Below are 13,554 nucleotides of genomic sequence, written 5' to 3'. Positions count from 1 at the left end.
CGCTCGTTTCGGGTTACCCACCACTCCGCGCCGCCTCACCGTATCCCGTCGATTCAGAGCAGGCGAACGTCCGCTGGCTCGAAGCCGAGGCGGATCGTCTCGCCGGGCGTCTCGCGCTCGTCGCTCCGCACGAGGAGTTCGTGCCCGCGCCAGGCGCAGTGGAGCCGGTAGGCCTCGCCGAGGAATTCGACGCTCTCGACGGTCGCCGACAGGGTCGTCCCGCTCTCGCTGGTGCCCGAGACGACCTCGACTGCCTCGGGGCGGATCGACAGCGTCACGGGATCGCCGGGATCAAGAGCGACGTCGGGCGGCAGGCGTACCTCGACGCCCTCGACGGTCGCCGTCGGCGGGTCCGCCGAGGTGACCTCGCCGTCGAGGAGGTTGTTGTCGCCGACGAACTCGGCCACGAACCGCGATTCGGGTTCGCGGTAGACCGCCTCGGGGGTCCCGACCTGTTCGATCCGCCCGTCGTTCATCACGGCCACCCGGTCGCTGACCGCGAGCGCCTCGGCCTGGTCGTGGGTGACGTACACCGTCGTGATGCCGAGGTCCCGCTGTATCCCCCGCACCGTGACACGGAGGCGCTCGCGCAGCCGGGCGTCGAGCGCCGAGAGCGGCTCGTCGAGCAGGAGTACGTCCGGGCCGGGCGCGAGCGCACGGGCGAGCGAGACGCGCTGCTGCTGGCCGCCCGAGAGCGCCGTCGGGTCCCGGTCGTCCATCCCCGCCATGTCCACGAGGTCGAGCAGTTCGTCCACCCGCTCGCGCGTCGAGACGCCCCCGGGCGGGTCGCGAAACCGCAGGCCGTACCCCACGTTCTCCCGGACGGTCATGTGAGGGAACAGCGCGTAGCTCTGGAAGACGATCCCGACGTGGCGCTCCTCCGGAGGAGTAGTCGTAACGTCCTCGCCGCCGATCCGGACGGTACCGGAGTCGGGCGTCTCGAAGCCCGCGATCGCTCGGAGGGTCGTGGTCTTCCCACAGCCCGAGGGCCCGACGAGCGTGAAGAACTCGCCGTCCTCGACCGACAGCGAGACGTCCGCCAGCGCCCGCACGTCGTCGAACGCGATCGATACGTCCTCCAGTTCGACGCCCCGCGTCATCGCTATCGCTCCCACCGCCCGCCGACGCGGTCGATGACGACGAAGCTCGCGGCGGTGACCGCGAGCAGGACGGTCCCCATCGCGGTGGCCGGACCGAGGTTCGGCCCGAGCGAGCGGTTGCCGATGTAGCGTTCGAGCGCGACCGGCATCGTGTAGCTGTCGACGCCCTCCGCCAGGAGAACGGTGGAGTCGAACTCGCCGATGCTGATGGCGAACGCGAACGCCGCGCCGGCGACGAGCGCCGCCGCGATCAGGGGGAGTTCGACGTCCAGCAGCGCGCGGAGCCGCGTCGCCCCGAGCGAGCGGGCGGCGTCGGGGAGGTGCGGGTCGAGCCCGCCGAGCGCGGGCGTGACGTTCCGGGTGACGAACGGGTAGGCGGCGACGGCGTGGGCGAGGACGATAGCCACGGGTCCGGTCGCGGTGAGCCGGTGGCCCATCACCACGGTACCGAACACGAGCGTCTGGAGCAGGCCGAGGCCGACGACGACGCCGCTGACCGCGAGCGGCGCGGTCAGGAGCGCCTCGGCGAGCCGGCTCCCGCGCCCGCCCCGGGTCGCCACCACCGAGACGACGACCCCGATGGGGAGCGCGAGGAGGAGCGTGCCCGCGCCGAACAGGAGCGAGTTCACGATCGCCGGGAGCGGGCGCGTCGTCCCCGCGGTCTCGGCGACCTGCTGGTCGAAGAGGAACCGGTAGTAGTCGAGGGTGAACCCCCCGGCGTCGGTGACGCTAGCGAGCACCATGCTCGCCATCGGGCCGACGAAGACGACGAGCGCGAGCAGGCCGTAGGCGAGCAGGCCGAGCCGCGCCGGATCGGCGAGCGTCCGGACTCCGTCGAGGAGCGGTCGTCGCGGGAGGGAGATGTTGCTCCCGGCGCGCACCTGTCGGGCCTCGTAGCGGAGGTAGAGGTAGGTGAGCGAGAGCGTCACCACGGTTTCGAGGGTGGCGAGCGTCGCCGCCTCGGCGAGCGCGAGGTCCTGTACGCGCGCGTAGAGCCACACCTCGACGGTGGCCAGACGCAGGCCCCCGAGCGCGAGGACGATCGGGAACGACATGAACGTGAAGACGAACGTGAGCAGCGCCGCGGTCAGAAGCGACGGAAGCAGCTGGGGGAGGACGACGTCGCGGAACGCCCGGAGCGGGGTGGCACCCATCGCCCTCGCCGACTCGACGCGGCGGGCGTCGACGGTCTCCCAGGCCGCCGTGACCAGCCGAACTACGAGTGGAGCGTTGTAGAAGGCGTGCGCGACGACGATGACTTCGAGCGTGAACAGGACGTCCACGCGTCCGAGACCCAGCGAGAGGAGGACCGTGTTGAGCGGGCCGTTGCGGCCGAACATCGCGAGGAAGCCGACCGCGACCATGATCGAGGGGAGGACGAACGGGAGGATGGTCAAAGAGCGGAGCGTCCGGCGGCCGCGGAACTCGAACCGCGAGAGGAGGTACGCCCCCGGAAGTCCCAGGAGGACGCTCGCGACCGTCGACAGCGCGGCCTGGTAGGCGGTGAACCCGAACAGTCCGAACTCGACCGGCGGGAGTCCCGCGCGGAGCCAGGTCACGAAACCCGAAGGGACCGACAGCGGGTCGGCGAACAGCGCGCTCGCCGCGCCGGTGTAGAACGGGTCGGCGAGCACCGCGAGGAGGGGCCCGGCGGTGAGCCGCCCACCCCGGACGACGGCCTCGACGAGGACGCTCCCGACGGGGTAGTAGAAGACGGCGACGAGGACTGCGAGCGCGACGGCGAGACCGGCGGGGAGAGCGAGTCGCTCGGCGGCACGACGGGCTACCCGGAGACGATCTGTCTGGCCCACCTGTCGATCCACGTGCTGACGTTACCCGAGAGTTCCTCGTAGGTAAAGGTGACCGGCTCGGGGGGCTCGTAGGCGTACTGCGAGAACTCCTGGGGGAGTTCGACCCCCTCGACGGCCGGGAACTGGACGTTCCGGACGGCGATCTCCGCCTGGGCCTCGGGAGTGAGGACGAACTCCATGAACCGCCGGCCGAGTTCCGCTCGATCGGAGTCGGCGAACAGGGCCATCGTCTCGGGGTTGGCGTACCCCTGGTCGTTCAGGAAGGCGATCTGGTGGCGCGACATGTCGACGCCCTCGCCGTGGTAGTAGACCTGGTCGGTGGAGTAGGAGACGACCATCGCGGCCTCGCCGTTCATGTAGGCGTTGTACGCGGGCTCCCAGTCCGAGAGGACGCGGAGGCCGTTGTTCGCCAGTTCGGACCAGTAGTCGAGGTACTCCTCCTCGCCCTGCGTGATGATGCTCCACAGCAGGAACGCCCGGCCCGGGTCGGACTGCTGGGCGTTCTGGGTGATGAGGTCGCCCTCGTAGGCGGGGTCGAGGAGCGAGTCGAACGTCGCTGGGGACTCGACCTCGTCCTCGTCGTAGACGATGCAGATGTACCCGGTGTCGTAGGGGATGGCCCGGCCCTGCGGGTCGACCCTGAGCCCCTCCTTGACCGAGTCGGTGCCCGCCACCCGGTCGCGCGCCGCCGCGAACAGGGACTCGTCGAGGGTCTCGTCGACGCGGACGAGTTCCCCCGTGTTCAGCCCGACGTAGAGGTCGGCGTCGATCGGCGCACCCTGCCGCTTCCGCTGGATGAACTGGTTGATCCCGTTCTCCGGGGTGGAGAACTCGACGGTCACCTCGGGGTAGCGCTCCTCGAAGGCGGACTTGAGCCAGTTGCCCGCCGTCCCCTCGCCGGTGAACGAGGAGTAGGTCGCCACGTTCAGCGCGCCGCTCGGCTCGCCGCTCGTCGGGGATTCGGTCGCCGTTCCAGTGGGCGTCCCGGTCGCCGTGTCGGTCGCTTCGCCGGCGGTCTCGGTCGGGGTGGAGGTCGGCGTCCCGTCGCCCGCACCGTCCCCACCCGTCCCGGTGCAGCCCGCGAGCAGGGTGAGCCCGCCGACGCCCGCACCGGCGCGCTTCAGGAAGCTCCGTCGGTCCACGTCTCGTCGTCCCATTACCCGGTGGTTGCACCGAGTTGTGGATAAACCCCGCGATCCGCCCGCCCGCGACGACTCGGGTCGGGGATCGTCCCCTCTGTTCCCCGTCGTCAGCCGACCGCGCTACTCCCCGTGTTCGACGACGGCTCCGCGGTCGAGCAGCGACCGGACGGTCCCCTCGTCGAGGCCGTGCTCGCGGAGCACCTCGCGGGTGTGCTCGCCCGCTCTCGGCGGCGGGCGCTCGATAGTCGGGTCGGTCTCGGAGAGGATCGCCGGGGCGGCGGCCACGAGCACCTCACGTCCGTCCGTGTCCTCGACGGCGTCGACGGTCCCGCGCTCGTGCAGGTGGTCGTCGGCCGCGGCCTCGGCGATCGTCCGGAGCTCCGCGGCGGGGATACCCGCCTCGACGAGCGCGTCGACGAGCTCCTCGCGGGTGTGCTCGGCGAGGGCCGCCTCGATGGCCGTCGTCAGTTCCTCGCGGTGTGCCGTCCGGTCGTCGTCGGTCGCGAAGCGTGGATCGTCGAGCCACTCCTCGCGGTCGAGCACGTCACAGAACCGCTCCCAGAGGTGCTGGTACATGACCGAGAGGTACACCGGGTCGTCGGCGGTCTCGAAGATGCCGACCGGGGCGTAGCCGCCCCACGAGTCACCCTGTCGTCCCGGCTGTTCTCCTGTTCTACTGTAGTGGGTGTACCAGTAGCCCATGAACGCCGCCGCGGTGTCGAACAGGGAGGTCTCGACGCGCTGACCCTCACCCGTCGAATCGCGGTGGCGGAGCGCGGCCATCGCCGCGAACGCCGTGTACATCCCCGTCGCGACGTCGATCGGCGAGGCACCCACCCGCGATGGCTTGCGATCGGGCTCGCCCGTATTCCACATCAGCCCGGACATCGCCTGGGCGATGGGGTCGGTCGCCGGCCGGTCGCTGTAGGTACCACTCTCGCCGAACCCGGTCACCGAGCAGACGACGACTCCCTCGTTGTGGCCCGAGAGCGTGTCGTAGTCGACGCCGAGCCGTTCGGCGACCTCGGGGCGGTAGTTGTGGACGACGACGTCGGCAGCCTCGACGAGATCGGCGACCACCCCGGCCGCGTCCTCTGATTTCAGGTCGAGGACGAGCGAGCGCCGGTTTCGCATCACGTTCGGCCGGACGGCCTCCTTGACCATCCGGCGCTGACCGGCACCGCCCGGCGGCTCGACGCTCACGACGTCGGCCCCGAAGTCGGCGAGCATCGTCGCGGCGTACGGCCCCGCGATGCTCTGCGAGAAGTCGAGCACCGCGACGTCCTCGAGCGCTCCGTTCATGCGCCCGGGTCGGACGACCGCGACATAAGCGGTTGGGGACCGACGGGGATCGGTCCTGACCCGCGCGACGAGCGGTGTGTCCGTGACAGCGTGGTTCGAGAGGATCGTGCGTGGCTCTACCCACCGATTTATTACATCTAAATCAACAATCAATATACATGAGAAGTCCGGGAGAGTGGGAACGCGAACTCAACACTCGATTCGAGGCCTGGCTCTCCAGAAACTGGAACGAACTGCGGGAAGCCACGTTAGCCAGCGATGACGTCAGCCCAGATAGTAGCTACATATCGAGCAGTCCACGACAGGGCGACTTCGGCATCCCGCTCCTCCGCCGAGCGGATGGACTGGACCTCCCGCTGGAGACCCTCCGTCGTCTCCCACGATATCTGTGCGCGATGACGTTGCTGACGAGAGATCGGGTCGACCCCGCTCACTTCGAGTACTGGCGCTGTACCGGTGCCTACGCGAGCACGGTCTACGATCCTCGATACCTGTTCCGGCTATTCGATCGAGCACACACCGCGATGGAAGCGGAGCCCCTCGAAGAGAAGGAAGCGATTGCCAGGAGAGGTATCGAGGAGACGAATGAACCGTTCGTCCCCTTCGATCCTCTCGAACTGGAGGACCTCTGTCTTCTCGTGTATCTCGGCATGCTCGGCGAGCTCAAATGGGCCACGCTTGCTAACAAAGTCGACATCAAGGGTATCCGGTCGCAGGGGGAGGTACCCACCCCGCTCTACAAGATGTCACAGCACTCGTTCGCACTGATGACCCGGTACGGGTTCGCAGTCTTAGGAGGCTTGACAGAGGAATGGAAACCTGGATCCAGTCAGCTCCGTCAAAAGTTGCTATATTGGTTGAAAAATACCCCTCATCAGACGACGAAAGCGACATTGATCGAGATCAATTCGCTCGGTGGAGTCTCTGTGGACGATGGACCGGAGGGCGTTATCACACAGCTCTATGATTTGGCAGCGGCCGGATTGGACGATTGGGACAGCGTTGCCGGTCAGCTTGAGGAATGCCGAATCTTCAGCGATTTACAGGACCTCCGCGGCGAAGCGATGCACGGGGAGGGGCCGTACACCGGCCCGGCGGTCGTCATCGCGACCCTCAGCTGTCTCGCGTTCTGGGATCGTGTGACACTATCCGAGTTCCGGAAGATGCGGCGGAGACTGGCGAACGAGCCGACGTACGACTACGGCCGGACCAGCATCACGACCGAACACGGGGAACGGGTGAGCAAGCAGCACGCCTGGACCCCGGACGACTTCTACGGGATGGAGGCGTTTCGGCGGATGGATTTGACGTCGGACCACGCCGGATAGGGGAGTTCGGCTCTCACCCGGAACCGCTCGCCGCCAGGCCGGGGCCGGTCGGTCGCCGGTCCGGAACCGTGTACACCGTCAGAGTGCCGGCCTCGCTCCCGACCGAGCCGAACGGCAGGACGCTATTCAGCCCCGATCGATGCGTCGGTTTCGACCGCCCCGGTAGTGAGCCGCTCCGCTACGGCCGCGTTCGGTCCGGTGTTCCTCGCCGACGCGCTCCGGGAACGCGGGCCGGAAGGAGTCTCGGGCAGAGTACCGACAGGACGGGTCAGTCCCGACCGTGCCGGATCAGCAGAACCGCGAGCGCCACGACGACGCTGCCGACCCCGAAGCCAGCACCGTCACCCGCGGTGGGCGACTGCGAGCCGCTCGGAGGGCTCGTCGTGTTCGCGTCGGACCCGGCGTCCGATCCGGCTGACGAGGGGTCGGTCGGCGTCGGGGTGGGCGTCGGTGTGCCCGCGTCCGTCGGTTCCGCGGTGGGCGTCGTCGCCGCCGTGACCCGCACGACGCCCGCCCGGTCGTCGTTGACCCGGAGCGCGTAGGTCCCCGGCCGGGAGAACCGGTGCCGGAGGAAGACCGTCCGATCGGTGGCCGCCCCGACCGACAGCGTCCGTTCGGCCACCGCGCTCCCGTTCGCGGTGAGCGTCAGGGTGATGCGTCCCGACGCGGGGTCGAGGTTCGTCAGATCGACACGGGTGACGGCCGTTCCGTCGGTCGTGACGGTGGTGTTCAGCAGCGACAGGTTCGCGATCGACACCTCCCCCTGGGAAGCCCCGCCGAGCTGGCCGCCGCCCCCACCGCCGCCACTCCCGCCGTCACCGTCGTCGCTCCCCGAGTCACTCCCGCCGCTGCTCCCGTTGACCTCGATCGTCAGGTTCCCCGTGCTCGTCGTGACGGCCTCGGTCTCGGGCGTGACGAGCTTGACGTCGCGGAGTTCGAGCGCGACCGACTCGCCCGCCGCCGCCTCGGCGACCTCGACCGAGACCGTCGCGAGCGTCCCGTTCCCGTTGACGCCCGTGTCGGTCCCGACCCGGGTTTCCCCGTAGCTCGCGGTCCCGGGGCGGGTGTCGTTGGCGATCAGGACCGACCGTGCGTCCCCGGAGAGGAAGCTCCCCCTGTTCACGGCCGTCGGGGTGAGCGCCGTCTCGTCGAACGCGAGCCCGAACTGGGCGGCGTACAGCGGGCGCGTCGTCGTCACGTTGACCCGTATCGTGACGGTCTCGCCCGGCGTGGCCGTCGCCGGGCCGCCCAGTTCGACCCGCGCGGTGGTGTCGGCAGCGCCCGACTGTCCGCCGACCGCACCCGCGACGAGGCCAAGACAGCAGAGCAGGAGCGCCAGTAGTGCGATCCGGGAACCAGTCACTGAAGCGTAATCACGAAGGTGTGGTAAAAGTGCTTTCGGGCGAGAGTCCACCCGCCGGGGATCGTTCGCTCGATAGGACGCGGCGACCGACCGAACGGACCGACGGTCGGCGGGCGGAGACGCCACAGACGAGGAACCGTGGACTGTTCCGGGCGGACGTCGGGACTACCGATGCCACCACCGGCAGTTATGGACGCGCTCGCCCGAGACCGGGCATGGAGTTCCGGCTCACCGAGGAACAGCGGCTCATCCGGCGGCAGATGCGCGAGCTCTGTGCGGAGTTCGGCGACGACTACTGGCGCGAGCGCGACCGAAAGGGGGAGTTCCCGTGGGCGTTCTTCGAGGCGTTCGCCGAGGACGGCTGGTGCGGCATCACGGTCCCCGAGGAGTACGGCGGCCAGGGCTACGGCGTCCAGGAGGCCGCGCTCGTCCAGGGGGAGATCGCCCGCTCCGGCGCGGCGATGGCCGGCACCTCGGTCACCTCACACCACGTCTTCAGCGTCGCGCCGCTGATCGAGTACGGGACCGAGGAGCACAAGCGGCGCTACCTCCCACGCGTCGCCGCCGGCGACGTGATGGTCTGTACGGGGGTGACGGAACCGAACGCGGGGACCGACACCTCGCGCATCGAGACGACCGCCCGACGCGAGAGCGTCGAGCGAGACTCGGCGAACGATGCGCCGCCGGAGGCGACGCGGAACGGCGACGAGTACGTCGTGGACGGGCAGAAGATCTGGACGACGAAGGCGGGTCAGGCCGACGTCATCATGCTGCTCGTCCGGACCGCGCCGCGCGAGGAGACCGACCGGTTCGGCGGGCTGACGCTCTTCTTCACGGAGTTCGGCCCCGATGCGCCGGGGGTAGAGGTGAGCGAGATACCGAAGGCCGGGCGTGCGGCCTCACCCTCCTACGAGGTCTGGTTCGACGGGTTCCGGATCCCCGCCGAGGACCGGATCGGCGAGGAGGGCGAGGGGTTCGACTACCTCCTCTCGTTCGCCAACGCGGAGCGCATCAGCCTCGCGGCCAACGCCGTCGGCATCGGGCAGGCCGCGATAGAGCGGGCGGCCGAGTACGCCCGCGAGCGCGAGGTGTTCGGCAACCGGATCGGATCCTATCAGGCGGTCGCCCACCCGCTCGCCGACTCCTGGACCAAGCTCGAAGGCGACGAGACGATGGTCCGGAAGGCCGCCTGGTGCTACGACGAGGGCGAGAAGACGGGGCCGGCAGCGAACGCCGTAAAGCTCCGGGCCAGCGAGGACGCCATCGAGGCCTGCGAGCGGGCGGTCAGGGTCCACGGCGGGATGGGGTACGCCGCCGAGTACGACGTCGAGCGCTACTGGCGCGAGGCGATGATCAACGTCCTCGCGCCCGTCTCGAACGAGATGGTGAAGAACTACGTCGCCCACGAGGTGCTCGACCTGCCGCGGTCGTACTGAGTGCGAGACGATCCGGGGCCGGTCGATACCGACCACCTACTCCCCGCGTCGAACGCGACGTACCCGCTCCTCGTCACCCACCGCCCTCGGACGCCTCCGGCGCCCTTCGCTCGCCGCCCCCGGCTTATTGTATGCCCATCGCGTAGCCGGGGCGTGCAGGACGTGACGGCGGTCGCGCTGGAAGCGGTGCGCCTGTACGGCCCGCTCGCGCTCTGTCTGTTCACCTTCCTCGAGACGTCGATGCTCTTCCCGTTCCTCCCGAGCGAGGTCGTCGTCCCGGCCGCAGCCGCGGTGATCATCACCGACCCCGTCTCCTTTCTCGCGTTCCTGGTGGCGGCCGGCGTCGGCGGGACCGTCGGCGCGTTCCTCCCGTTCTACGTCTTCTCCGACACCAGGGTCGGCGACAACGACTGGCTCAGAGACCATATCCACGTCTCGGCCCAGCGGCTGGAACGGGGTGAGGCGTGGTTCCGGCGGTGGGGGCAGTCCTCCGTGCTCTGGGGGCGGTTCCTCCCGGTACTTCGATCCGTGATCTCCGTCCCGGCCGGTCTCGCCGGGATGAGCCCGATCCGGTTCGGGGCATTCACTGCGGTCGGGACGGTGGCGTTCTACGCGGCCGCTGGTGGCGTCGTCTACTACGGCCGCCAGCGGTCGCTCTTCGCCGCGGCCCTCGACGCCGCCAGCGCCAGGCCGGGGCTGGCCGCGGTCGCGGCGCTCGCACTCCTGGCACTCGGGGGCCTCGTCTGGCGCTGGTCCGACCACTCCGGCCCGCGTGAGTAGCCCGCAGTCACGGCCGAGACGGAGATCGGCGTTCCATCGGACCCCCGGAGCCGGGCACACTCGGGAGTCACTCGGCCTCCCGACCGGTCACCTTTCGGATACAGGAGGAGCCGAACGGGCCGAGTTCGCCAGCTTCGAGTTTCATGAAGTGCCCGACGGAGAGCGACGCGCCGCACCGCTTGCAGGTGAACTCCCCCTCCCGTTTGACGACCTCGCTCTGGAACGCGAGGAACCGGCCGCCCGTCACCCGGACGACGCCGTCCTCGCGCTCGATGATTCCCCGTTTCTCGGCGGTGTCGAGGATCTCGCGGGTCCGCGCCGGATGGGTCGTGACCGTCTCGATGCGGTCGATGGCCCCCGCGAGCGAGAGCTCGTGGTGTTCGAGCCGTTCGAGCAGCTGGACGCCGAGTTCCACCGGGTCGGCTTCGTCGCGTTCACCCTGACCGGGCTGGCCCCCCGTCACGTCCCGTGAGTCGCTCCGTCCGGTCTTAGGGTTTGTGCGACCCGGGGATCGGAAACCCGACGGCCCCGACGATCAGTTCGAGGGGACCAGAAGGCGTTTACCGGTCCGTGACCCCGTACCGTGCGTGCAACCGACGACGCGGCGACAGGTAGCGGGGCTCTCCCTGCTCACGGCCTGCGTGGTCGCCGGAGCCGTCCTCCTCTCGCCGGACCGGGTGCTCGGGGAGTTACGCGCGCTCGCCGCCCGGCCGCTGCTGTTCGGGGCCGCGCTGTTCGTCGCCTACACCCTGCGGATGTTCCTCGCCTGGCCCATCAGCCTCTTCTCGATCCTGCTGGGGTTCCTCTACGGCCCCGTCGCCATCCCGGTCGGACTGGCGGGCGCGGTCCTCACCTGCCTCCCGCCGTACCTGCTGGCCCGTCGTGCGGGCACGGCGGGCCCGCTCGGTCGCGCGGGCGAGGCGGGCGAGCGCCTGTTCGACGTCACCGGGGGGCTCCGGGGGGTCGCCGCGGCGCGGCTCGCACCCCTCCCGACCGACCCCGTCTCCTACGGCGCGGGGCTCTCCGGGGTGCGGCTCGCACCCTACGTCCTGGGGACGGCGCTCGGCGAAGCCCCCTGGGTCGCCGTCACCGTCACGCTCGGGGCCTCACTCGAGACGCTCTCGGTCGAGGGCGTCTCGACCGGACTCCCGCTCGTCGTCGCGGCGGTCGCGCTCGCGACCCTCCTGGTTGCCGGACCGCTCTACCGACACCTCCGGGGGGGCGGTCCGGTCGGGATCGACGGGATCCGGAACCGGTGAACCCGACGGTGCGAACGGGGACCGGTGTGGTCGTCCCGACACTGACGCTCGTCGGTCGCCGAACCGCCGGCCCGAACCCGGTGCCCGCAGGTCGGGAAGTTCGTGGACCGGCAGTCACAGCCCCGCTCGGCTCAGAACGTGAAGGGGTCGCTACAGTCGACCACGACGCCGTGGTTCGGACAGACGTACTTGCAGTGTCGTCTGAACATGGCGGTGTCGCACATCGGGCACGGTCGGCCACCGCGGCGTGACGTCTCGTCCGTCCCGTCGTCCATACACGGAGGGGGAGCCCGGTCCGCTTGAAGCTTGCCGACGCGGGCGAGGGAGGGACGTAACGGGGAACGGGGAGGAATTCTAGAGGGAGTTCGGGGGGATTCCGGAGAAACGGTTTACGTGGGACGGTCGTTCGTGGAGCTATGAACGGCAGGTTCGACCGTCTCCGGGGGCTGTGGCCGACGCCGGTGCTCGCGCTGCTGGCCGGCGTGGCGGGCGTCGTCGGGTCGTACGCCGCAGCGGGGTTCACCCCCTCGTTCGTCGTCGCGCCCATCGACAGCTACATCGCGGCGGTCGCGCCCGGCTTCCTCATCACGTTCGCCATCACGGTGCTCGGCGACCTCGGCCAGCGACTGGCGCTCGGGACGGCCGTCGCGCTGGCGGTCGTCGCGTTCGCGGCGCTCTCGCTGCTCGGGACGATGGCGGGACGCGAGTTCGCCGCCCGGGTCGATCGCCCGACCGTGGGGATGCTCGCCGGAGCCCTCCTCGCCGCACTCGGGGTCGCGCTCCTCGCGTTCGCCCTCGTCCCCGTGACCGGCCCGGCGCTCGCCGCAGGTGGGGCCGCTGCGGTCGTGCTCGTGGTCGGCGAGACCGGTCGGCGCTCGGCCACCACGGGTCGCTCCGAGGGCTCGCGGTCGGTGTCCGAGGGTCGACGGTCGGTGCTCGCGGGCCTCGCGGGCGCGCTCGGCGTGGGGCTGGTGGGCTACCTGCTCGGCGGCCGCGGGTCCGATGGGGCGAGCGCCGGGGGCGAGACCGGTGGCTCCGCGGGAGCGGGGACGGCCCCGCCCGGGGACGGGACCGCGATGTCGGCCGAGGCCGAGCGCCTGCTCGGCGGGGCCGCGGACCGCTCGCTCCCCGTCGAGGGGATCGAACCGCTGGTGAGCGAGCAGTTCTACAGCGTCGACATCAACTCCGTCGACCCGCAGGTCGCGGCCGAGGGCTGGTCCCTGCGGGTGACCGGCGCGGTCGAGAACGAGTTCGACATCGACTACGAGACGCTCACGTCGATGGAATCCCGCGAGGAGTTCGTCACGCTCCGGTGCGTCGGCGACCAGCTGAACGGGAAGAAGATGGACAACGCGCTCTGGACGGTCGTGGATATCGAGCCGCTGCTGGAGGAGGCTGGCCTCACGGCCGATTCGGAGCAGTGCTGCGTGATGCTCCGTGCCGCGGACGACTTCTTCGAGGAGTTCCCGGTCTCCGCGCTCCGCGAGGGGATGCTCGCCTACCGGATGAACGGCGCGCCGCTCCCCCGCAGACACGGCGCTCCGGTCCGGGCGCTCATCCCCGGCCACTGGGGGGAGATCAACGTGAAGTGGCTCACGGAGATCGAGATACTCGAAGAGGAGATGGACGGCTACTGGGAGCAGCGGGGGTGGCACGGCACCGGGCCCGTGATCCCCGTCGCCAAGCTCCACGCGACCAACCACCTGGAGGACGGTCGAATCGAGGTCGCGGGACACGCCTACGCGGGGACCCGCGGCGTCTCGCGGGTCGAGGTCTCGACCGACGGCGGGCGCTCGTGGAACGAGGCCGACCTCTCCGAACCGCTCCCGGGCGACCCGCGGGACGCCTGGCGACAGTGGGTCTACCGCTACGACTCACCGGGGGAGCGACACGACGTCGTCGTCCGCATGGTCGACGCCGAGGGGAACGTCCAGCCGCGCGAGGAGGCCAGGCCGTACCCGCGGGGTGCCTCGGGGTGGGTCAGGGAGACGGTCCGGCCGTGAAGGCAGGTGTGGGACGTGAGGACAGGAGCT

General features: G+C 70.0%; 12 protein-coding genes. 5 read left to right on the top strand and 7 right to left on the bottom strand.

Translation table 11 applies throughout. The annotated features are described in order from the left end of the window. Positions 1-53 precede the first annotated feature (53 nt). The 4 genes from WDJ58_RS04775 to WDJ58_RS04760 all read right to left on the bottom strand — a co-directional run bounded on the left by WDJ58_RS04775 (position 54) and on the right by WDJ58_RS04760 (position 5,355). Positions 54-1,100 carry an ABC transporter ATP-binding protein gene (locus WDJ58_RS04775; protein WP_338916487.1) on the bottom strand — a complete coding sequence of 349 codons (1,047 nt, stop codon included), beginning with the start codon at positions 1,098-1,100 and terminating at the stop codon, positions 54-56. 2 nt (positions 1,101-1,102) lie between these two features. After that, on the bottom strand, positions 1,103-2,923 hold the full coding sequence (locus WDJ58_RS04770; protein WP_338916486.1) for an ABC transporter permease: 1,821 nt from the start codon (positions 2,921-2,923) through the stop codon (positions 1,103-1,105). After that, entirely contained in the window at positions 2,884-4,053 is a 1,170-nt protein-coding gene (locus WDJ58_RS04765) for a thiamine ABC transporter substrate-binding protein (RefSeq protein ID WP_338917813.1), read from the bottom strand. The genes WDJ58_RS04770 and WDJ58_RS04765 overlap by 40 nt, the downstream gene beginning before the upstream one ends. A gap of 120 nt (positions 4,054-4,173) precedes the next feature. Beyond that, positions 4,174-5,355, bottom strand: a complete 1,182-nt coding sequence (locus WDJ58_RS04760) for a CaiB/BaiF CoA transferase family protein (protein ID WP_338916485.1) — start codon at positions 5,353-5,355, stop codon at positions 4,174-4,176. Between the two features lie 158 nt (positions 5,356-5,513). On the opposite strand from WDJ58_RS04760, the gene WDJ58_RS04755 reads away from it, so the two are divergent. Further along, positions 5,514-6,683, top strand: coding sequence for a hypothetical protein (locus tag WDJ58_RS04755; protein ID WP_338916484.1), 1,170 nt, complete (start codon positions 5,514-5,516; stop codon positions 6,681-6,683). A 268-nt stretch (positions 6,684-6,951) separates the two neighbouring features. On the opposite strand, the gene WDJ58_RS04750 is transcribed toward WDJ58_RS04755, so the two are convergent. Beyond that, complete coding sequence (locus WDJ58_RS04750; RefSeq protein WP_338916483.1) at positions 6,952-8,046, bottom strand: cohesin domain-containing protein; 1,095 nt, start codon at positions 8,044-8,046, stop codon at positions 6,952-6,954. 215 nt (positions 8,047-8,261) lie between these two features. Between WDJ58_RS04750 and WDJ58_RS04745 the strand changes: the two genes are divergently transcribed. Continuing rightward, the gene (locus WDJ58_RS04745) at positions 8,262-9,482 is read left to right on the top strand and encodes an acyl-CoA dehydrogenase family protein (RefSeq protein ID WP_338916482.1); all 1,221 of its coding nucleotides are present in this window, start codon (positions 8,262-8,264) and stop codon (positions 9,480-9,482) included. 153 nt (positions 9,483-9,635) lie between these two features. Then, positions 9,636-10,262, top strand: coding sequence for a DedA family protein (locus tag WDJ58_RS04740; RefSeq protein WP_338916481.1), 627 nt, complete (start codon positions 9,636-9,638; stop codon positions 10,260-10,262). A gap of 67 nt (positions 10,263-10,329) precedes the next feature. Here the strand turns inward: WDJ58_RS04740 and WDJ58_RS04735 are convergent, their stop codons facing one another. Next, positions 10,330-10,725 (bottom strand): DUF5830 family protein, encoded by a 396-nt coding sequence (locus tag WDJ58_RS04735; RefSeq protein WP_338916480.1) that lies wholly within the window; start codon positions 10,723-10,725, stop codon positions 10,330-10,332. A gap of 124 nt (positions 10,726-10,849) precedes the next feature. On the opposite strand from WDJ58_RS04735, the gene WDJ58_RS04730 reads away from it, so the two are divergent. After that, complete coding sequence (locus WDJ58_RS04730; RefSeq protein ID WP_338916479.1) at positions 10,850-11,521, top strand: TVP38/TMEM64 family protein; 672 nt, start codon at positions 10,850-10,852, stop codon at positions 11,519-11,521. Positions 11,522-11,652: 131 nt separating this feature from the next. On the opposite strand, the gene WDJ58_RS04725 is transcribed toward WDJ58_RS04730, so the two are convergent. Continuing rightward, positions 11,653-11,796, bottom strand: coding sequence for an HVO_2523 family zinc finger protein (locus tag WDJ58_RS04725; protein WP_338916478.1), 144 nt, complete (start codon positions 11,794-11,796; stop codon positions 11,653-11,655). A 141-nt stretch (positions 11,797-11,937) separates the two neighbouring features. Between WDJ58_RS04725 and WDJ58_RS04720 the strand changes: the two genes are divergently transcribed. Continuing rightward, positions 11,938-13,524 carry a molybdopterin-dependent oxidoreductase gene (locus WDJ58_RS04720; protein ID WP_338916477.1) on the top strand — a complete coding sequence of 529 codons (1,587 nt, stop codon included), beginning with the start codon at positions 11,938-11,940 and terminating at the stop codon, positions 13,522-13,524. The last annotated feature ends 30 nt before the right edge of the window (positions 13,525-13,554 follow it).

This window comes from Salinirubellus litoreus, from assembly GCF_037335815.1.
GTDB classification, from domain to species: Archaea; Halobacteriota; Halobacteria; order Halobacteriales; family Haloarculaceae; genus Salinirubellus; species Salinirubellus litoreus.
Note: the sequence above shows the minus strand (reverse complement) of the source record. Positions and strands in the feature narration are given on the sequence as shown.

Coding starts and splice junctions, on each gene's coding strand:
- WDJ58_RS04775 (WP_338916487.1), bottom strand. CDS start 1,100: ATGACGCGGGGCGTCGAACTGGAGGACGTATCGATCGCGTTCGACGAC.
- WDJ58_RS04760 (WP_338916485.1), bottom strand. CDS start 5,355: ATGAACGGAGCGCTCGAGGACGTCGCGGTGCTCGACTTCTCGCAGAGC.
- WDJ58_RS04755 (WP_338916484.1), top strand. CDS start 5,514: ATGAGAAGTCCGGGAGAGTGGGAACGCGAACTCAACACTCGATTCGAG.
- WDJ58_RS04745 (WP_338916482.1), top strand. CDS start 8,262: ATGGAGTTCCGGCTCACCGAGGAACAGCGGCTCATCCGGCGGCAGATG.
- WDJ58_RS04725 (WP_338916478.1), bottom strand. CDS start 11,796: ATGGACGACGGGACGGACGAGACGTCACGCCGCGGTGGCCGACCGTGC.
- WDJ58_RS04720 (WP_338916477.1), top strand. CDS start 11,938: ATGAACGGCAGGTTCGACCGTCTCCGGGGGCTGTGGCCGACGCCGGTG.